Here is a 20,366-nt window from a genome sequence, read left to right as displayed (position 1 = left end):
AATGCCAACTTTTAACAATTATCATTTAATTCTTGAAGAAATAGATAACACGTTATCACATCTAGAGGATAATGATTATGGACGTTTTGCAAATGAAGTGGTTGGCGCATCTCGTATCTTTACAGCTGGTAAAGGTCGCTCTGGATATGTTGCTAATAGCTTTGCAATGCGTTTGAACCAACTAGGAAAAGATGCATCTGCAATAGGTGAAGCAACAACACCATCTATTAAAGAGCATGATTTATTAATTATTATTTCCGGTTCTGGATCAACAGAACACCTAAGATTATTAGCTGAAAAAGCACATTCAGTTGGTGCTAAAATTGCTTTAATAACAACTAAAAAAGAATCTAAAATTGGCGATGTCGCTGATACAGTGATTGCTTTACCTGCAGGAACGAAACATGAAGCAGAAGGCTCTGAACAGCCGTTAGGTAGTCTATTTGAACAATCTTCACTCATCTTTTTAGATAGTGTCGTGATTGGATTAATGGATGCCTTTAATATTAATGAAGAAGCAATGCAAGACAATCATGCTAATTTAGAATAAATTAGTATGATTAAGAGAGTAGGGATTTCTAATTTAGAAATCCCTATTTTTGTGTATCATTCTAATAAAATTAACTATAAATATATATATACAATAAAAAAAGATATATAATAAATAGTGAATTATGAACTTGTAAAAAATGTAATAATTTAATGATTAAGATGCATAATACATATTATGTTAAAATATACCAATTACATTAAATATTAATGACACATTTTAATTTTATAAGGTAGGAGTTTTATGATGGTGTTTAATAAAAAGCGTATTGAGGAGATATTAGAAGGTCATTGGGTTAATGAACCTTCAGAAAGCTGGCAAGTTAATAATGTTGTAGCAAGTTATGCTCAAGCACGTGAAGATTATCGTTATCAACGACAATCATTATTTATTGCAATAGATAATGATACTTGGAATACACATATCAAAAATACAGATGATTGGAGTGATACTCATAATACCATTTTGCATGCTTTGCCATATATTTCGGGTATTATCGTAAAAACTCCTATTCCACAACTTAATAAAGATATACCCCAATTCGTAGTACAAGATACGTATGAGGCATTGAATAAATTAGCACATACTTCATATGATATGTCTGATGCTACTTTAATTGCTACTGTTGGTACGAATAATAGAGGTATTTATACGGTTAATGCATTATTTGAAGAACTATTATTAAAAAATAAGAATCAAATAGTAATTAAGAAAAAAGAGCACGTAAGTCTTAACATGTTAACAGCTTTAGCAAGCGCATCTGAACACACAGAGTATATTATTTCTAATGCAAGCAATCGTGCATTAATATCAAATCCACAGCAATTTGATAAATATATTCCAGATATTGCTATTATTTCTTCTATAGAAGAAACAAAAAATCAAACAATAGATAATAATGTAGAATTATATACTCAACTTCTTGAAAATATGTTTGTTGATAGTACTGTTATTTTAGATAGTGATAGTAATGATTTTGAAAAAATTTATTCTAAAATAAAAAGATTAAAATTAAATAAAATTACTTATGGAATTATTCCTAACTCAGATGTTTTTATTATGAGAAATAAACAATTAGGTGAATATGAACAAATTAAAGCAAACGTTTTAGGAGAAAATTCGGATTTTCAAACTAAACTAACTGGTCTAGATAATTTACGATACATACTTAGTGTGCTTGCCACTCTAAAAATATTACATATTCCTCTTTATAGGGTAGTAAATTATTTAAAAGATTTTATACCATTGAAAGATCGTCAGCAAGCCATTCAGTATAATACGTTTAGTGGGGATATTTATAATATTGTAGATAGCGATGCTTTACCAACTATAGAGGGAATGGTTGATTCATTCAGCATGTTACATAAACAACGTATTATTTCAAATGGAAGAACTATTGCCATTATTGGAGGTATTTCCGGATTAACTAAGGAAAATGAAGAAAGTCAATATCAAGTATTAGCAGAAGAAATACTTCAAGCTGATATTGATTTAGTCATTGGATTTGGGGAGAAAATGTCATACTGCTTAAAACATTTGCCTGAAATAAAAGTATTGGGGGTATATACATCTGTTAATCAATTGGCGCAAGTAACAGCTGCTATTTTGAAAAATGAGGATAATATTTTAATTAAAGGTAATGACTCTTCAAAAGAATGGTCATTATTACAAGATTTAATTATTAAATATGCGGCACAGCCTATTGAATTTTTAAATATTAAAGATGTTATGCCTCCTAGTGAGGGATATGGTGCAGCAACGTTTAATATGAAAACAGGAAGAAAAGTTGCTCAATATGGTAATCAATATGTGACTCAAAATCAAGGTGCAGGTAATTTATTAATTATACATCGTGTTTTAAACTTATTGTTTGCTAAAAAATTACACCGAAGTCAAACCTTCACACCAGATAATGAAGCGATTACTGCAAGCCGACTAAAAAATGCTGTTCCGCTTGAAAAAAATGATGAAGTTACTTTGGAACATCTTTTATCAGCAGCAATCATTAGTGACGCTCCTAATGCATTAATTATGTTGGCAAATAGTGTGTTAGGATCTAGTGAAAATAGTTTGAAAATGGTTAAAAGTATGGTAAATGCTTTAGGTATAAACAGTTCTATTGCAGAAAATATTACTGGTGAACCGGTAGAAGGTAGACTTCAAAAATTAACTTTAGGTAATTTGTTTATGATAGGTAACTTGTTGTTTACGAATTATCCAGCTGTAAGAGATATATTATCTCTTTCTAGTTATACGTTTAAAAATAGCACATATAGAACAAGAAGTAATTTATATGATTATGGATTAATTACGCATGGATTATTTTATGGTGTCAATGATTCTATTGGTATTGTTCGTTCAAAAATTAATGGAGAAATCTATATTACTGTCGCTTTAGGAGCTAGAAGTGCATTCCATAGAGATGCTATGATATATCAAACATTATCTAAAATAATGAATTCTGATATTCAAAAAACAAAATTAGAAAATATTAGAAAAATAAGAAAATCAACTTATAGAATTAATTTATTAGGCGATACTTATTTTGGTGATTCATATGTGAAACGTACAAATGATGAAAGTTTAAATAACTTTTTAACACATAGGACTCCATCACATAGCTTTAAGGAGATTAGACCATTACTAGAAGAAGCGGATTTCAATATATGTATGTTAGAGTCACCAATATTTAATATTGAAAACACATACTTAGAGCAACGTTTAAAAGACGTAAGATATTCAAATGAAAAAAACACACCTGAAATATTAAAACAAGAAGATATTAATTTAGTTTCATTAGCAAGTCCACATATAATGGATAGTGACGAAGAAGGGTTGAATCGTACATTAGAGTTATTAGAGGCGTATGATATTTATAGTATTGGTGCAGGAAATAAACAAATTAATGCTGAAAAACCATTCGTTATTTATGTTAATAATCAAAGGTATATGATTTTTAATGCACACTTTTATCAGTCCGATAATTATTATTTGTTTAATCGTTATGCTATAGGAAATGAGAGTGGTATTGCATGTTTAAATCCATTTATCTATGAACGGATGAGTATAGCAAAACGAGAAGATGAAACAACCAAAATCATTGTTATTGCTCATTGGGGAGTAAAAACTCAGACTAAGGAAAACGATATAAGACAACGTATTCTTGCTCAACGATTAAGTAAAGCAGGTGCAGATATTATCATTGGACATGGTGGTCGTAATATGAAAGGTATTGAACAAATAAACCAAACAACTGTGCTTTATGATATAGGTGTGAGTATTTTTAATAGTGATGATGATACAAGAGAAACTATACAACACCCGTATAGTTTAATACCGCAAGTTAATGTGAGTCCTAATCATACAATTGAATTGAAACTTTATCCAATTTATACGAATAATCATGCAACATTATGGCAGCCAAGATTTGTTGATAAAAGAGAATTTAATCATTGTTATACTCTATTAAAAAAATTTGGAACATTACCTAATGTATCAATGCAACATGATAAACAGTATTATTTTAGTATTTCATTATAAATAAAATAGTAAAATTTAAATAGGAGAGAACTTATGGTTTATGATAAAGAACGAATTGAACAATTACTGGAAGGATACTGGTATCGAGAGCCAAAAGAAGACTGGTACGCTGATAATGTAGATATTAATAAACAACAAATGATGAAATATTGTCAAAAAGGCTATAAAACTTTATTTATAGCTATGGATTCAGAAACGTGGCATAAAGGATCAGGCAATACTGGTATTTATGCTGGATGGGAAGATACACATAAAAATTTAGAAGAATACAAATATTTTATGAGTGGTGTAATAGCCAGTAGACCGATTGAGTATTTGGATGAAGATATCCCACAATTTATTATGAAAGATACCTATAGTGCCATTAAAAAATTAGGGGAATTTTCATTTTCCTTATTTAAAGGAAAAATGATAGGAATTACTGGTACTGCTGGTAAATCCACATGTAAAACTTTACTAAATGAATTGTTAGAAGTAAATCATACAGTTAATGCCACTAGAGGGAACCATAACACAAGAACTGGAGTGCCTCTTACGGTTGCTAATGCGATTAACAATCCTGATTATTTAGTTCTTGAAATGGCAATATCGAGTTTATGGATGAAAAGCGGAGGAATAGCCAAAACATATATTCCAGATTTAGCATTAATAACTTCAATAGATGGTGGACAAAATAAAACACTATATGAAACAGCTATTCTAAAGTCTAAAATCGCTGAAGGTATGCATCATAATGGGAAAGTAATATTAAATAGAGATATGAATGAATATTTCACTGTTAAAAGTACGATAGAAAAATATAATAAGAATATAGTGACTTATGGTTTTAATAATGAGTCAGACTCGATTATTGAAAGGTTTGAGGAGTATAAAGACTATACTCATGTTGAAGCTTCTATATTAGGTGAACCAGTATCATTTAACACGTTTCTATCTGGTAAAGCAATGATTGAGAATATTATTGGTGTTTTGACGATAATAAAATTATTAGATATCCCACTTGAAAGTATTATGTACAAATTAGAAAATTATCAACCTAACAATGGTGTACAAAATTTTGAGCATTACAAAAAAAATAATGGTGTTACATATACGTTAATTAATGATTCATGGAATGCAATGGGAATATCAATGCTTGAAGGTATTAAAGTTTTAAAAACTAAATCTCGTTTTTATAAAGGTAAAACTATTGCGATTTTAGGTAGAATAATTGGATTAGATAAGAATGAAAAAGAAGCAAAACGCCAACATGAGCTTATTGCGGAAGAACTAATTAATTCAAATATTGATTTAGTTTATGGGCATGGTAAAGAAATGAAGTATACTATGAAAAAATTACCTAAACGTATGATAGGTGGATATTATGAAAGCGCAGAACTACTAGCATACGAAGTTGCTAATGTTATAGAAGATGATGATTTGATATTAATTAAAGGATCAGTAAGAAATAGTAATTTTAAAAATGTAAAAAAACATCTTATTTTATATGCTAATTCAAATACTACCCATAAAGTTAATGCGCACAAAGTTCCTAGTAAAGGTTATGGAGTAGCAACTTTTAGTGTAAAAACAAATGAGAAAGTTTCTTATATCGGGAATCAAGATGTAATTCAAAACCAAGGATTAGGTGGTGTTTTAATTATTCATCATATTCTTGATTTAATTTTCTCAAAAAAATTATCACTGAGTGATGTATATAAGCCTGACAAACAAGCAATTAAAGAAAGTAAAAATCCAAGATCTATTCCATTAAATAAAAAAGATGAAATTACTTTAAATCAACTATTGACTTCAGCTATTGTTACTTCCTCACCGAATGCTATTTTAATGCTAGCAAATACAGTTATAGGTAGTAATAGTGATAGTTTGAAATATATAAAAGATACTATTAAGGAAATAGGAGCAAATCCGAGAAGTGCACTGAATATAACGGGAAGAAGAATAAGTAATAAGATACAAGAATTAAGTTTGAATGATTTATATTTAGCAAGTAAATTATTATTTAACAAATATCCCTTTATTAAAGATATGCTAACAAAGAATAATTATGTGTTCAAAGATAAGTTTTATAAATCTGAATCTAATTTGTTTAATTATGGAATGATTACACATGGTTTCTTCTACGGTCAAAATCACTCTATCGGTACAGTACTGTCTAAAATAAATGGTGAAGAATATATTACGGTCGTGTTAGGTGCTAAAAATGCGTTTCATAGAGATGAATTAATTTATAATTCAATTATGCAAGTGACACAGGGTAAGCCTAAACATACTAAACGTGATTCGATTCGTAAGAAACGGAAATCACCATTTGAAATGAACATTATTGGGGATACTTATTTTGGTGAATATTATACTCGAAAACGTCAAGCAAAAGATATCGATGATGCATTAACATCTAAAGGTCGATATTACAGTTTCGATGGTATTCGTGATTTCTTAAAAACAGGAGATCTTAACATATGTAATTTTGAGGCAGCTATTTCTGATGATGATAATGCTTATTTAAGACAGCGTAAACCTTATGTTTTACATGCTTCTGAGGAAGAAACAGCTCGTGCTTTAAAAAAAGAATATATTCATTTAGCCGCGCTTGCTAATAATCATTTAATGGACTGCAACATAGAAGGGTTAAATCGAACAATTAAACAGTTTGAAACAGAGAACATATATACAATAGGTGCTGGAAATACTCAAGAAGAAGCAGAAAAACCTTTTGTACTTAACTATAATGGTCAAAAATATACAATATTTAATGCATATTGGTATCGACGTCCTATGTATAGAGAATACGATTTTTATGCAATAGGAAATAAACCTGGTGTTGCTTGTATCAATCCTTCTTTGTATAAGCAAATTTCTAAAGTGAAAGAAGAAGGTGCTAAAGTGATTGTTATTGCTCACTGGGGTGTCGATTTTGGTAAAGTTCAGATAAAACAACGTGAATATGCACAGTTATTGGAAGAAGCGGGAGCAGATTTAATTATTGGTCACGGTGCACATATGATGCAAAGTATTGAGAAAATTAATCGAACTACTGTGGTGTATAGTATCGGCAATGGAATATTCAATAGTAATGGAGAATATGATCAACGTTTTGTACCTCCATACAGTTTTATTGCACGTCTTACTATCACTCCTGAAAATGACTTATCCTTGAAACTTTATCCAATTTATAGCAATAATAAAGAAACATTTTGGCAACCACGTTTTTTAACTGAAGATGAGTTTAAACATTGTAGTCAAATGCTTAAACAATACGGTTCAATTGAAACTATTAAAAAAGGTTATGACCAACATTATTATTACGATATACCGCTTTGATGAAAAAACACTCTAATTGTTAGTTAAAAGAACTAATAGTTAGAGTGATTTTTTTATGTGTTATTTTTCATATAATGTTAATATAATAATTAATTCAGTTAACATTCAGAGAGGGTCATATGTTAGAAATACTAAATAAATTAAATCACTATTCAGTAGAACAACCAGATATGATTGCACTATCGTTCGAAGAAGATGTATTGACATATCAAGAACTTTATACAGCAATACAGCAATTAAAATCAGTCTTCATGCATTTACCGAAAGGGTCCCGAGTAGGATTGTTAAGTAAAAGTCCTTTACATAATATGTTGAATTATTTTGCAATATTAGAGCAAGGAAGTATTCCATGTTTTTTAGATGATCAATGGTCTGAAGTAACAATTCATCAACTGATTGAAACGTATCATATTGACTATCTTGTTGATGAACAGCATAGACTGATAAAGACAACGTCTTCTGAAACATATCCAACATATTTAAATGAGCAGTCACAAGTCCATCAACTATTACATATTGGTTTTACATCTGGGACAACAGGGTTACCTAAAGCATATTATCGAAATGAACCATCTTGGCTTGCGTCATACAAAGAAAATGAAAAGCTACTTCGTCATAAAGAAAACATACTTGTAGCACCGGGACCACTTGCACATTCATTGTCTTTATACACTTGTATTTATGCGTTATATACAGGGAGAACATTTATTGGACAAACCCGTTTTAATGCGACTAAGCTCGTTAGCAAAATGAAACAACAAACAACAAATAGTGCATTATTTCTTGTTCCAACAATGCTACATGCAATAACAAAAATAAATCACGATCACCTACATTTAACGACTATTTTAAGTAGTGGGGCGAAACTCTCTTCTTCGTTGTTTAAGCGTATAGCCGAAACATTTCAGCATGCTAATATTATTGAATTTTTTGGAACGTCAGAAGCAAGTTTTATTAGTTATAACATTAACCGTAAAGCTTCTGTTGATTCAGTGGGATACATATTTCAAAATGTAACGATTGGTTTAGAGGAAAAAGACAAGAATCATATAGGGTTATTAAATGTAAAAAGTAATATGATATTCTCTGGATATGTAAATCAATCTGTCGTATTACCTGAAACATGGATTAAAACAGGCGATTACGCTTATATTAAAGATAATCAATTATATTTAGTGAGTCGTCAAAATGAACGATTAATTATTGGAGGTAAAAATGTTTATCCTCAAGTTATTGAACAAATGATAAAAAATATTGATGGAGTAGAAGAAGCAATTGTTATAGGAGAACCGCATCCACGTTTTGGGGAAATAGCGGTTTTACTATATACAGGATCGATAGAACTTGAGTACCAAACTGTGAGACAACATATTATGAAAGTTCTATCACGATATGATGTACCTTCTAAATTGATAAAAGTAGACAGTATGCAATATACCCAAAGTGGCAAAGTTGCTCGAAATAAAATGCGTACTGCCTATGTAAAAGGAGACTTTAAATGATGAACCAACCGGTCATTATATGGGCGAAACGTACACCTTTTGGCAAATACGGTGGGAAATTGAAACATTTAGAACCCGAAACATTACTCATGCCCTTATTTGAAGAAATGAATTCAACTTTTCCTAAAATAATACCTGATATCGATGATGTAGTGATTGGAAATATCGTAGGTAATGGTGGAAATATTGCTCGTAAAGCCTTATTAGAAGCAGGTCTAGATGAGAGTATTCCAGGTGTTACAATGGACCGTCAATGTGGGTCAGGGTTAGAAAGTATGATATATGCATGTCGAATGGTTCAAGCTGGTGCAGGTCATATTTATATAGCTGGAGGAGTAGAAAGCACGAGTCGTGCTCCTTGGAAGATTAAACGGCCTCAATCAGTGTATGATACCCAATTACCAGAATTTTATGAGCGTGCCTCTTTTGCACCAAAAGGTCAAGATCCAAGTATGATAGAGGCAGCTGAAAATGTTGCGCAATATTATCATATTACGCGTAAACAACAAGATGCCTTTGCGATACGTAGTCATCATCTCACACATCAATATTATAAGAATGGAAGTATAAGTAATGAAATTGTATCTTTAAACATCAAAGGTCATTTATTTGATAAAGATGAAAGTATTAAGCCAACACTTACTGAACAACGATTAAATCGATTACGTCCTTTACTAGCTAACGGAACAGTAACGGTTGGAAATAGTTGTATGAAAAATGACGGCGCTGCGCTTGCACTCGTTATGAATCAAGAAACGGCATTACAATACGGAATATCAGAGGGAATGATGTTTACAGATGCAGTGACAATAGGTGTCAATCCGAAACGACTAGGTATTGGACCAGTACCTGCTGTAACAAAATTACTAAAAAAACAAAATTTAAAAATAAGTGACATTGATGCAATAGAACTTAATGAGGCATTTAGTTCACAAGTTTTAGCTTCAATTCAAGAGTTAAAATTAAATATTAATCAAGTCAATCAGTGGGGGGGAGCCATTGCGTCTGGTCATCCTTATAGCGCAAGTGGCGTAGCATTAATCACTAGGTTATTAAATATGACACATTGGAAGCGGGGAGTTGCTACGATGGGGATTGGAGGAGGAATGGGGAATGCGATACTCTTCGAACGATGGAGCTTGTGAGAAAATAGAAATATATTTTAATGAACAAGAAGTAAGAGAGTATTGCGAAGTAGTTGAAAGAACGTATAAAGGTGTGGTGCCTTCACTCATGTGTGCAAACGTTTGGCCAAAATTTAAGTTGTTCCAAAAGTTTCAACAAGAAAATATTCTTCTTGTGCGAACAACATGTGAAGAATTTGAATCATTAAAATGTAGGCTAAAATATGAGGGGTACTTAACACATAAAAGTACGAAAAAGTTTAAAACATATATCCAATATATCTACGATTTAAAAATATATAAAGATAATAGACAATGTATATTTATTAGGCAAACATTTATAAAAAAGGAGGTAAATGATGAGGTTTAGTCATGATAAAGTGAGTCATTACCTTCGCCTTGTTAATGATAAAAATGAGCTTCATTCAACCATTGTTCCTGGTCAACTGGTAGTGGATTGTGTATTAGCGTATTTTCAAATAGAGTGGACACAATTTAACGTTAAGTATAGAAAGATTATAGATATAGACGAAGAAGTTATCTTAAAAAAAGTGAGTCATAATGAAATAAACGTCTTTGGTTTAAATGGTGAAGAAAAAATAGTTATTACTAAAAAAAGTAATCATACTGATTTATAATTATTTATTTAATCGTTGATAACCCATCATAGGTGTTAAAAAAGAAACAATATTATAAAGATATAGCGTTAATGTTAGTATAACTTAAAGTTTCTCTCTAAGTTTCCAAAAGGGGACATTCTTGGCTAACATTAACGCTATTTTATTAGGGTGAGCTTTTGAATAATTAATGACTTTTTAAAGTTTTGAGTATTAGGGGCATCTTAACTTTAAAAAAGATTTTGAAATATTCGTTTGTTTTCGTATTCAATTACGAAAAACACTTTTTAATTTTTGAAATGTGATGAATAACTTAATTCATGTTATCAACGTCACTTTCTAGTAGAGAGAGCAATTTATAGATGTCATTTTTACTAAACGTTTCATCGAATTTTACCGTAATCGTCTTGAAGGTCTTTGTAATGATTTCGTATATTGGGATACCGTTTTCTATATTTTGCTTGTAGATAATCATGTTGTTAATTCCTCCTTTGTCTCTCTACACTTAATATAGTAATGGATTTGATTATAAAAAACATGAGTCTATGGTACTAACTTTTATTGCAACGGACTGTGTAGAGCATACTACGACTAAATGCCTAGAAGATATAAGAAAAGCTTTTAATCTTAGTGTGACCAAACTATTATACACAAGATTAAAAGCTTTAGAAGTGCTTATATTTCTTTAAAAAATACAGCATAGACAGTAGCAGATTGAATTGAAAGTACGCTGATGAGTTTCTTTCAACTCTAATGCTGGGGCCCCGACAAAGAGACTTTCAAAAAGAAAGTCAACGATGAACGCGAGTTGGGGCGTCGGGGAAGGACAATGAAATCTAATTAAGGATTACAAAAGACTAGTGTCTTTTGCATAAGAAGTACTAGCATTTTTTCAAAAATGCAGTACAGACAGTAGCTGATTGAATTGAAAGTGCGCTGATGAGCTTCTTTCAACTCTAATCGCTTTTGTCGGGGAAGGACAATGAAATCTAATTAAGGATTACAAAAGACTAGTGTCTTTTGCATAAGAAGTACTAGCATTTTTTTCAAAAATGCAGTACTTCTTTAAACTTCTTTGACGTCGACGTCGATGTGTTCTACGCGGTTGTATGCGCCGTGATCAACTGGGCCTACAAAGTCATTCATTTTCCAACCATTTTTAATTGCTGATGCCACAAATGCTTTAGCGCTAATAACAGCTTCTTTAGGTGATTTACCATTTGCCAAGTAAGCTGTTGTAGCTGCTGCAAATGTACAACCTGCACCGTGGTTATAACTTTGTTGGAACATATCAGTTGTTAATTGATAATATGTTTGACCATCATAATATAAGTCATAAGATTTATCTTGATCTAATGCTTTACCACCTTTAATAATAATATGTTGAGCACCTTGATCATAAATGATTTTTGCAGCTTTTTTCATATCTTCAATTGACGTTAATTTACCTAATCCAGATAATTGACCAGCTTCAAATAAATTAGGTGTTACGACCGTTGCTTTAGGTAATAAATATTTAATCATTGCATCTGTATTTCCTGGGTTAAGTACTTCGTCTTCCCCTTTACATACCATAACTGGATCTACTACGAAATATTTTGCATCTGATTGTTCAAATGCTTCGCCAGCACGTTTAATGATTTCTTCAGTTCCAAGCATACCTGTTTTAACAGCATCTGGACCAATTGAAATGACTGTTTCTAATTGTTTTTCGAATACATCCATTGGAAGTGGTGTCACATCGTGAGACCAAGTTTCTTTGTCCATTGTTACAACAGCTGTTAAAGCCACCATACCGTAAGTGTTTAGTTCTTGAAATGTTTTAAGGTCGGCTTGCATACCTGCGCCAGCGCTTGTATCAGAACCGGCAATTGTTAATACTTTTTTTAATGCCATGTATTATCACTCCTGTCAATTATTTACATCTTTATTTATCATATCATGTAACTCAACTATTGTTCTAGCATGAAGATAGTAAGGCGATTTATATCACGTTCCAAAGGGGTCATATGTTAAAATAGAAGTGAGGTGAAAACGATGGAATGGTCAGACATTTTTCATGACATTACAACAAAACATGATTTTAAAGCAATGCATGATTTTTTAGAAAAAGAATATACGACACAAATCGTCTATCCAGATAGAGAAAACATTTATCAAGCTTTTGATTTAACACCATTTGAAGATATTAAAGTTGTTATTTTGGGTCAAGATCCATATCATGGACCTAACCAAGCACATGGGTTAGCATTTTCAGTCCAACCCAATGCTAAATTCCCACCATCTTTAAGAAATATGTATCAAGAATTAGAAGATGATATCGGCTGTCATAGAACTTCTCCACATCTACAGGACTGGGCACGTGAAGGTGTTCTGTTATTAAATACGGTATTAACTGTACGTAAAGGTGAAGCACATTCCCATAAGGATATTGGATGGGAAATATTTACAGATGAAGTCATTAAGGCTATTTCAGATTATCGCGAAGATGTTGTCTTTATCTTATGGGGAAAACCTGCGCAGCAAAAGATAAAATTAATTGATACGGCAAAGCATCATATCATTAAATCTGTTCATCCAAGTCCATTATCTGCTTATCGAGGCTTCTTTGGGTCTAAACCTTACTCTCGTACAAATGATTATTTAGAATCAAAAGGTAAAACACCCATACAATGGTGCGAAAGTGGGGAATCTTAATTGAACAAAGAACAATTAATTCAACTTATAGAACACGAATTAGTGCAAGCAGAGGAAGCTCAAGATGAACAACAGTTTGAAAAGCATATGTATGCGATTCATACTTTAACATCTCTTTATTCCGATGTTTCAAAACGACCTTCTAAAAAATCAACACATGATTTTACTAATATTGTAACTTCTGAATCTTCGTTTTCAAATAAGCCTTCAAATCATTCAGCGATTACTGCTGCAGAAATTGAAGCGATGGGTGGTAAAGTTCCACAAACAATGAAGCATCAAACTAAATCGTCTAATATGATGGTAACGGATGATGAAATTGGAAACGGTGAATCAATATTTGATTTTTAATTAAAACTAAGTTAGGAGAACTAAAACATTATGATGAAAGTATTTATAATTTTAGGTGCATTGTGTACGATGATGTCTGTTGGTACGGGCGCTTTTGGTGCACATGGACTTGAAGGAAAACTCTCTGATAAATATATGTCAGTATGGGAAAAAGCAGTGAATTATCAAATGTATCATGGTCTAGGATTAATTATGATTGGCATCATTAGTGGTACAACTTCTATTAATGTGAATTGGGCAGGATGGCTTTTGTTCTTTGGTATTGTGCTATTTAGTGGCTCATTATATATTCTTGCATTGACTCAAATTCGTATTTTAGGAGCGATTACACCAATAGGGGGCGTACTCTTTATTGTGGGATGGTTAATGCTAATTATTGCAACATTTAAATTTGCTGGATAATAATATTTTATATTTTGGTTAGTAAACTCACCTTTTTGGGTATGTTAAGTACCTGAGGTGAGTTTATTTTATGAATAATAAAAATCGAGAGATAGATAGAGGAGATTTAAAACAAAATCTCTCTGAAAAATTTGTTTGGGCGATTGCTTATGGCTCGTGTATCGGATGGGGAGCATTTATACTACCCGGTGATTGGATTAAACAATCAGGTCCGATTGCTTCATCTATTGGTATTGTCATTGGTGCTTTATTGATGATATTAATTGCTGTAAGTTATGGCGCATTAGTCGAACGTTTTCCTGTGTCAGGCGGTGCATTCGCGTTTAGTTATTTAAGTTTTGGAAGATATGTGAGTTTCTTTTCATCATGGTTCTTAACTTTTGGTTATGTTTGTGTAGTAGCATTAAATGCGACAGCATTTAGTTTATTAATTAAGTTTTTACTGCCAAACATTTTGAATAATGGAAGGTTATATACGATTGCTGGATGGGATGTTTACATAACAGAAATAGTTATTGCTACAGTATTATTACTAGTATTTATGTTTATTGCAATTCGTGGTGCAAGTGTTTCTGGTACACTCCAATATTATTTTTGTGTAGCAATGGTCATTGTTGTTGTGCTTATGTTTGTAGGTTCATTTTTCGGAAATAACTTTTCGTTAAGCAACTTACAACCTTTAGTAAGTAAAGAACTTGGATGGTTTAATTCCATTATTATGATTGTAGCTATTGCACCATGGGCTTATGTGGGATTTGATAATATTCCACAAACAGCAGAAGAGTTTAATTTCTCGCCAAATAAAACGTTCAAACTGATTGTATACAGTTTATTAGCGGCAGCTTTAACTTATGTCATTATGATTTTATACACAGGGTGGTTGGGTACGAATAATGCGAATTTTAACGGAAATTTATGGTTAACAGGCGCTGAAACACAAACTGCTTTTGGTTATATTGGTTTAGGAGTATTAGCGATTGCTATTATTATGGGGATTTTTACTGGATTAAACGGATTCTTAATGAGTTCAAGTCGATTACTATTCTCAATGGGACGTGCTGGTATCATGCCTAAAGCGTTTAGTAAATTACATCCAAAATATAAAACACCATATGTAGCTATTATCTTTTTAGTAGCTATTACTTTAATTGCGCCATGGTTAGGACGTACCGCATTAACATGGATTGTTGATATGTCTTCAACAGGTGTATCTATTGCTTATTTTATTACTTGTTTATCTGCTGCTAAGCTATTTAGTTACAATAAACAAAGTAACACGTATGGTCCTATTTATAAGACCTTTGCTATTTTGGGTTCTATTGTTTCATTTATCTTTTTACTTTTATTATTAGTTCCAGGATCACCAGCTTCACTTTCAATGCCTTCATATATTGCATTGGGTAGTTGGTTAGTGATTGGTCTTATTTTCTTTGTAGTTCGATACCCTAAATTAAAAATTATGAATAATGACGAATTAAGTCGTTTGATTTTAAATCAATCAGAACGAGAAGTTAAAGAAATGATACAAGATAAAAAATAATATACGTAAACGCGAGAGATGAGGGTTAGTTACCAACAATCTCTCGCGTTTTATTGTTATATACGTTTACGTCGTCGAGCGAAACCAGAAACGATGATTTTTGAAATTTGGTCTGCGAATAATAATCCTAATGCAATCGCACCAGCGATAAGTGTGACTTCGAGCATTGTGTTGATTGCTTTACCAAATTGTAATAAGACTAGATTTTTAGTTGCATCAAAAGCAAGTCCACCAGGAACTAATGGAATAATACCAGTAACCATGAAAATGATTGCAGGTTCACGTTTTTTACGAGCCATGTAATGACTGATTAAACCCAATGTAAAGCTACCGAAAAAACTTGAATAAATCGTATGTATATTCAAACCTTGGTAGAATAAAATATATACCATCCATCCACAAGCTCCAACAAAACCACACGATAAATACAGCTTTCTAGGAGCGTCAAAGATTACACAGAAAAAGAGAGAAGCTGTATAACTAAATATAAAATTAAATAACCAAAACATTTATGCGTACTCCTAAACTAATATTAATATCGAACCTACACCGGCACCTATACCAAATGCGGTTACAAGTGCTTCTAAAGACTTAGTGGTAAACATCATCATATGACCACCAAATAAATCTTGTATAGCATTCGTAATCAGTACTCCAGGTACAATAGGCATGACTGCAGCAATAATAATAGTAGCTAAATCACCACTTGGCGCTAACCAATGGCCGAATACTGCAATAATACCAATAACTAAGGATCCGACGAATTCTGGAATAAATTGTGCGTGTAATCGGCGATCCAGAATTTCAACAACCAGATATCCAATACTACCTGCAAGTAGAGCAGTAATAACATCGATAAATTGGCCACCTTGCAAATATAGGAAACTAATTGCAATAATGGCAGCAGCAATCCCTTTAAATGTTAAGCTACTATCTCGTTTTGCAATATATATTTTTTCTAATCGCTCTTTTGCATCTTCTAAAGAGATATCCCCTTTTGTGATTAATCGTGATATTTCATTTGCTTGTGAAATTTTAATGAGATTAGTATCACGGGAATTAATTCTAAATATTCGGGGGTAAGATTCATTATGTAAAGTAAATTGAATGACTGTATTTGTAACAAAGCTATTGCTTTCAGGATATCCTAGCTTTCGGGCAATACGGGTCATTGTATCTTCTACACGTGTTCCTTCCGCACCAGATTCAAGTAATATACGTCCAGCCATCATGACGACGTCTTTGATTAAAGTTTCATCTATATGTTCTTGTTTATTTGTATTTTCCATTTCATCACCATTCGTTAAGATGTAATCATTATTATAGTAGAAGTACATGAAAATAACTACCTTACATTATAAAACTTAACAATCATAATATGATGATTATTCATTTATATCTCAATAGTAGGTAAATATATTTTAATGAAAATAAAATTTAATGTTAAAAAACAATTGATTTATAACAATAATGTTTCAGAACATTACAATTCGGTTAAATAATAATGGTTAACAAATCAAAATTGTGCTGGGTAGCGACAGCACTTTTGTGATTTGTTAATGTTCAGAGTAGTAATGAAGTTCTCCCAAACCATACTACTTGAAGTACACTTTGTAAAAAGTGTACTTTATCTCGGAAACTAATTGTCTTATATAGATATATTAATTTATTGAAAAATGGAGCAAAGACTAGCGTTTATTATGCTAGTCTTTGCTCCATTTATATATTAAATTGCAAAAAATTGATCGAAATGATCAGTAGTTAAAATATGGCCGATATAGAAACTACCAAAGTCGCCATAGCGAGCAGTTGTTTCATCAAAACGCATTTCATAAACAATTTTCTTGAATTGTAGAACATCATCTGAGAATAATGTGACGCCCCATTCAAAATCATCAAAACCTACTGAACCAGTAATGAATTGTTTAATTTTACCAGCGAATTTGCGTCCAATCATGCCATGGTTATACATTAATTTTTTACGATCTTCCATTGGTAACATATACCAGTTATATGTTTCATTACGACGTTTATCCATTGGATAGAAACAAATATATTCTGTTCTAGGCAATTCTGGATATAATCTTGCTTTAATATGTGGATTTTCATAAGGATCTTCGTCTGATTTACCAGCTAAATAGTTACCTAACTCAATCACAGATACATATGAATAAGTTTGAATGAAGAAATCAGCAATTCTTAATTTATTTAATTCATTTTCAATTTCATTCAATTCTTTCATTTCTGGACGTAAATACCATAATAAAATATCTGCTTTTTGGCCTGTAATATTATATAAAGCATAATCTCCAGCTTGTTTTTCTCTGGCAGTTGCTTTATTTTCGATAAATACTTTAAATTCATTAATCATTGCTTCGCGCTCATCTTCTGGCACCAATCTAAACGTTGCCCAATCTACAGCGTAAAATAAATGAAGGCTATACCAACCATCTAATGTTTCAGCTGCTTCACTCATATCTATCGCTCCTTTAAATATATTTTTTATCAATACAGATTAAATTTTATCATAAAGAGAATTGTCACACATACTTAAAAGATTACAAATTAATGAAATAGAAATATTAAAAGAAATAAAGTATAATTAAGGTGAAAATACTATTATTTAAAAAATTTGAGGAGGGCATTATGTCTAGTTTATTAGATGTATTACAAGAAAAACTTTCAGGAAAAAACGTTAGAATTGTATTACCGGAAGGTGAAGATGAACGAGTATTAACAGCGGCTACAAAGTTACAAGCAACTGACTATGTTACACCTTTAGTATTAGGTAATGAAGAAAAAGTAAATACTTTAGCTCAAGATAAAGGATTAGATATCTCTAATATTCAAATTATCGATCCTTCTAAAAGTGATTTGAAACCTGAATTAGTCAAATCTTTCGTAGAACGTCGTAAAGGTAAAGCTACTGAAGAACAAGCTCAAGAATTATTAAACAATGTTAACTATTTTGGAACAATGTTAGTATACGCTGGTCATGCTGATGGATTAGTAAGTGGTGCTGCACATTCAACTGGAGATACTGTCCGTCCTGCCTTACAAATTATTAAAACAAAACCTGGCGTATCTAGAACATCTGGTATCTTCTTTATGATTAAAGAAGATAAACAATATATATTTGGTGATTGTGCTATCAATCCAACATTAGAATCTTCTGATTTAGCAGAAATTGCCGTAGAAAGTGCAAAATCAGCAAAAAGTTTTGGTATGGATCCACGTGTTGCTATGTTAAGTTTCTCAACTAAAGGTTCAGCTAAATCAGATGATGTAGAAAAAGTCGCTAACGCAGTAAAATTAGCACAAGAAAAAGTGGAATCTGAAGGTTTAGATAATGTAGTGGTTGATGGAGAATTTCAATTTGATGCTGCGATTGTACCTGCAGTTGCAGAGAAAAAAGCACCTGGAGCAAAAATTCAAGGTGACGCAAATGTATTTGTATTCCCAAGTTTAGAAGCAGGTAATATTGGCTACAAAATTGCACAACGTTTAGGTGGATTTGAAGCGATTGGTCCAGTTTTACAAGGTCTTAATTCACCTGTAAATGATTTATCTCGTGGTTGCTCTACTGAAGACGTTTATAACTTATCAATTATTACTGCTGCTCAAACATTACAATAATGGATTTAGCGAGTAAGTATTTTAATGACATTCATTGGCGCTATATAGACCATTCTTCAGGTTTAGCGCCAATGCAGTCATTTGCATTTGATGACACGTTTTCAGAAAGTGTAGGAAAAGATATATCTTGTAACGTTGTAAGAACATGGATTCACCAACACACTGTCATTTTAGGTATACATGATTCACGTTTACCATTTTTAAAAGACGGTATTCAATACTTAACTGACGAGATCGGTTATAATGCAATCGTTAGAAATTCTGGTGGTCTTGGGGTTGTATTAGACCAAGGTGTTTTAAATATTTCGCTTATTTTTAAAGGACAGACTGAGACAACAATTGATGAAGCATTCACAGTTATGTATTTACTTATTTGTAAAATGTTCGAAAATGAAAATGTAGATATAGATACTAAAGAAATAGAGCATTCATATTGTCCTGGAAGATTTGATTTAAGTATTGATGGGAAAAAATTTGCTGGTATTTCACAACGACGTGTACGTGGAGGTATTGCAGTTCAAATTTATTTATGTGTTGAAGGTTCTGGTGAAGAAAGAGCTGAAATGATGCATGAATTTTATAAACGTGCCTTGAAAGGTGAAGTTACGAAATTTAAATATCCGGACATTAAACCAGAATGTATGGCATCTTTGGAAACATTACTTCATCGGGACATTAAAGTTCAAGATGTGATGTTCCAATTACTTTATGCGATTAAAGACTTAGGTGGCCAGCTAAATATGGATCCAATTACAGAGGATGAGTGGCAACGTTATGAAGGATATTTCGATAAAATGATTGAACGTAATGAGAAAATGAATCGTTCCTTAGATTAAAATAAGATAAAAGGGAGTAAGAAAAATTCTAAGTGAATTTTAGCTTACTCCCTTTTTATCATGCAATCATACAACTAAAGTGTATATTTATATTCAAAAATATAAAAATTGCTACATTCTTATTATTTTTTATAGTAATATAGATGAGGTGGATTCATTTAAGAACGATAATTTAACCATAATTATGTTGATTATAACATTTTTTAGGATATAAATATTTCAAAGTTTTGAACTATTTTTGACAAAG

General features: G+C 31.7%; 18 protein-coding genes. 13 read left to right on the top strand and 5 right to left on the bottom strand.

The window, feature by feature from the left end:
* Position 1: 1 nt before the first annotated feature.
* The 7 genes from hxlB to MHI13_RS10150 all read left to right on the top strand — a co-directional run bounded on the left by hxlB (position 2) and on the right by MHI13_RS10150 (position 10,678).
* Positions 2-550, top strand: a complete 549-nt coding sequence (gene hxlB / locus MHI13_RS10180) for a 6-phospho-3-hexuloisomerase (protein WP_002488041.1) — start codon at positions 2-4, stop codon at positions 548-550.
* A gap of 249 nt (positions 551-799) precedes the next feature.
* A complete protein-coding gene (locus MHI13_RS10175; RefSeq protein ID WP_242281866.1) occupies positions 800-4,090 on the top strand; it encodes a CapA family protein in 3,291 nt (1,096 codons plus the stop codon).
* 33 nt (positions 4,091-4,123) lie between these two features.
* Complete coding sequence (locus MHI13_RS10170) at positions 4,124-7,414, top strand: CapA family protein (RefSeq protein ID WP_070653912.1); 3,291 nt, start codon at positions 4,124-4,126, stop codon at positions 7,412-7,414.
* 119 nt (positions 7,415-7,533) lie between these two features.
* Positions 7,534-8,916: an AMP-binding protein gene (locus MHI13_RS10165; protein ID WP_070508310.1), complete on the top strand. Its 1,383-nt coding sequence runs from the start codon at positions 7,534-7,536 to the stop codon at positions 8,914-8,916.
* On the top strand, positions 8,916-10,061 hold the full coding sequence (locus tag MHI13_RS10160) for a thiolase family protein (RefSeq protein ID WP_054105489.1): 1,146 nt from the start codon (positions 8,916-8,918) through the stop codon (positions 10,059-10,061). Before MHI13_RS10165 ends, MHI13_RS10160 begins: the two co-directional genes overlap by 1 nt.
* A complete protein-coding gene (locus MHI13_RS10155; protein ID WP_070547923.1) occupies positions 10,030-10,410 on the top strand; it encodes a protein VraC in 381 nt (126 codons plus the stop codon). The genes MHI13_RS10160 and MHI13_RS10155 overlap by 32 nt, the downstream gene beginning before the upstream one ends.
* Complete coding sequence (locus MHI13_RS10150) at positions 10,400-10,678, top strand: hypothetical protein (RefSeq protein ID WP_070519190.1); 279 nt, start codon at positions 10,400-10,402, stop codon at positions 10,676-10,678. Before MHI13_RS10155 ends, MHI13_RS10150 begins: the two co-directional genes overlap by 11 nt.
* Before the next feature lie 292 nt (positions 10,679-10,970).
* Here the strand turns inward: MHI13_RS10150 and vraX are convergent, their stop codons facing one another.
* Both vraX and thiD read right to left on the bottom strand, forming a co-directional pair.
* Complete coding sequence (gene vraX / locus MHI13_RS10145) at positions 10,971-11,132, bottom strand: C1q-binding complement inhibitor VraX (RefSeq protein WP_017176053.1); 162 nt, start codon at positions 11,130-11,132, stop codon at positions 10,971-10,973.
* 590 nt (positions 11,133-11,722) lie between these two features.
* Positions 11,723-12,553, bottom strand: coding sequence for a bifunctional hydroxymethylpyrimidine kinase/phosphomethylpyrimidine kinase (thiD, locus tag MHI13_RS10140; RefSeq protein WP_070519193.1), 831 nt, complete (start codon positions 12,551-12,553; stop codon positions 11,723-11,725).
* 141 nt (positions 12,554-12,694) lie between these two features.
* Between thiD and MHI13_RS10135 the strand changes: the two genes are divergently transcribed.
* The 4 genes from MHI13_RS10135 (at position 12,695) to MHI13_RS10120 (ending at position 15,647) form a co-directional block, all read left to right on the top strand.
* Entirely contained in the window at positions 12,695-13,354 is a 660-nt protein-coding gene (locus tag MHI13_RS10135) for a uracil-DNA glycosylase (protein WP_002488583.1), read from the top strand.
* Complete coding sequence (locus tag MHI13_RS10130) at positions 13,355-13,705, top strand: DUF5327 family protein (protein ID WP_070547925.1); 351 nt, start codon at positions 13,355-13,357, stop codon at positions 13,703-13,705.
* A 33-nt stretch (positions 13,706-13,738) separates the two neighbouring features.
* A complete protein-coding gene (locus MHI13_RS10125) occupies positions 13,739-14,107 on the top strand; it encodes a DUF423 domain-containing protein (RefSeq protein WP_095324338.1) in 369 nt (122 codons plus the stop codon).
* A 70-nt stretch (positions 14,108-14,177) separates the two neighbouring features.
* Positions 14,178-15,647, top strand: a complete 1,470-nt coding sequence (locus MHI13_RS10120; RefSeq protein WP_054105299.1) for an APC family permease — start codon at positions 14,178-14,180, stop codon at positions 15,645-15,647.
* Positions 15,648-15,703: 56 nt separating this feature from the next.
* Here the strand turns inward: MHI13_RS10120 and MHI13_RS10115 are convergent, their stop codons facing one another.
* From MHI13_RS10115 to hemQ, 3 genes are all read right to left on the bottom strand, one after another.
* Positions 15,704-16,156 carry a threonine/serine exporter family protein gene (locus MHI13_RS10115; protein ID WP_002448879.1) on the bottom strand — a complete coding sequence of 151 codons (453 nt, stop codon included), beginning with the start codon at positions 16,154-16,156 and terminating at the stop codon, positions 15,704-15,706.
* A 12-nt stretch (positions 16,157-16,168) separates the two neighbouring features.
* On the bottom strand, positions 16,169-16,936 hold the full coding sequence (locus MHI13_RS10110; protein ID WP_029376813.1) for a threonine/serine exporter family protein: 768 nt from the start codon (positions 16,934-16,936) through the stop codon (positions 16,169-16,171).
* A gap of 437 nt (positions 16,937-17,373) precedes the next feature.
* Positions 17,374-18,123, bottom strand: a complete 750-nt coding sequence (gene hemQ / locus MHI13_RS10105) for a hydrogen peroxide-dependent heme synthase (protein WP_002455697.1) — start codon at positions 18,121-18,123, stop codon at positions 17,374-17,376.
* A 170-nt stretch (positions 18,124-18,293) separates the two neighbouring features.
* Here hemQ and pta point away from each other — a divergent pair, with 170 nt between their 5' ends.
* On the top strand, positions 18,294-19,283 hold the full coding sequence (gene pta / locus MHI13_RS10100; RefSeq protein WP_002488580.1) for a phosphate acetyltransferase: 990 nt from the start codon (positions 18,294-18,296) through the stop codon (positions 19,281-19,283).
* The gene (locus tag MHI13_RS10095; protein ID WP_002488587.1) at positions 19,283-20,119 is read left to right on the top strand and encodes a lipoate--protein ligase family protein; all 837 of its coding nucleotides are present in this window, start codon (positions 19,283-19,285) and stop codon (positions 20,117-20,119) included. The genes pta and MHI13_RS10095 overlap by 1 nt, the downstream gene beginning before the upstream one ends.
* Positions 20,120-20,366 lie beyond the last annotated feature (247 nt).

The organism is Staphylococcus sp. FSL K6-0223, assembly GCF_038008285.1.
Note: the sequence above shows the minus strand (reverse complement) of the source record. Positions and strands in the feature narration are given on the sequence as shown.

Coding starts and splice junctions, on each gene's coding strand:
- hxlB (WP_002488041.1), top strand. CDS start 2: ATGCCAACTTTTAACAATTATCATTTAATTCTTGAAGAAATAGATAAC.
- MHI13_RS10170 (WP_070653912.1), top strand. CDS start 4,124: ATGGTTTATGATAAAGAACGAATTGAACAATTACTGGAAGGATACTGG.
- MHI13_RS10165 (WP_070508310.1), top strand. CDS start 7,534: ATGTTAGAAATACTAAATAAATTAAATCACTATTCAGTAGAACAACCA.
- MHI13_RS10160 (WP_054105489.1), top strand. CDS start 8,916: ATGAACCAACCGGTCATTATATGGGCGAAACGTACACCTTTTGGCAAA.
- MHI13_RS10155 (WP_070547923.1), top strand. CDS start 10,030: ATGCGATACTCTTCGAACGATGGAGCTTGTGAGAAAATAGAAATATAT.
- MHI13_RS10150 (WP_070519190.1), top strand. CDS start 10,400: ATGAGGTTTAGTCATGATAAAGTGAGTCATTACCTTCGCCTTGTTAAT.
- vraX (WP_017176053.1), bottom strand. CDS start 11,132: ATGATTATCTACAAGCAAAATATAGAAAACGGTATCCCAATATACGAA.
- thiD (WP_070519193.1), bottom strand. CDS start 12,553: ATGGCATTAAAAAAAGTATTAACAATTGCCGGTTCTGATACAAGCGCT.
- MHI13_RS10135 (WP_002488583.1), top strand. CDS start 12,695: ATGGAATGGTCAGACATTTTTCATGACATTACAACAAAACATGATTTT.
- MHI13_RS10125 (WP_095324338.1), top strand. CDS start 13,739: ATGAAAGTATTTATAATTTTAGGTGCATTGTGTACGATGATGTCTGTT.
- MHI13_RS10120 (WP_054105299.1), top strand. CDS start 14,178: ATGAATAATAAAAATCGAGAGATAGATAGAGGAGATTTAAAACAAAAT.
- MHI13_RS10115 (WP_002448879.1), bottom strand. CDS start 16,156: ATGTTTTGGTTATTTAATTTTATATTTAGTTATACAGCTTCTCTCTTT.
- MHI13_RS10110 (WP_029376813.1), bottom strand. CDS start 16,936: ATGGAAAATACAAATAAACAAGAACATATAGATGAAACTTTAATCAAA.
- hemQ (WP_002455697.1), bottom strand. CDS start 18,123: ATGAGTGAAGCAGCTGAAACATTAGATGGTTGGTATAGCCTTCATTTA.
- pta (WP_002488580.1), top strand. CDS start 18,294: ATGTCTAGTTTATTAGATGTATTACAAGAAAAACTTTCAGGAAAAAAC.
- MHI13_RS10095 (WP_002488587.1), top strand. CDS start 19,283: ATGGATTTAGCGAGTAAGTATTTTAATGACATTCATTGGCGCTATATA.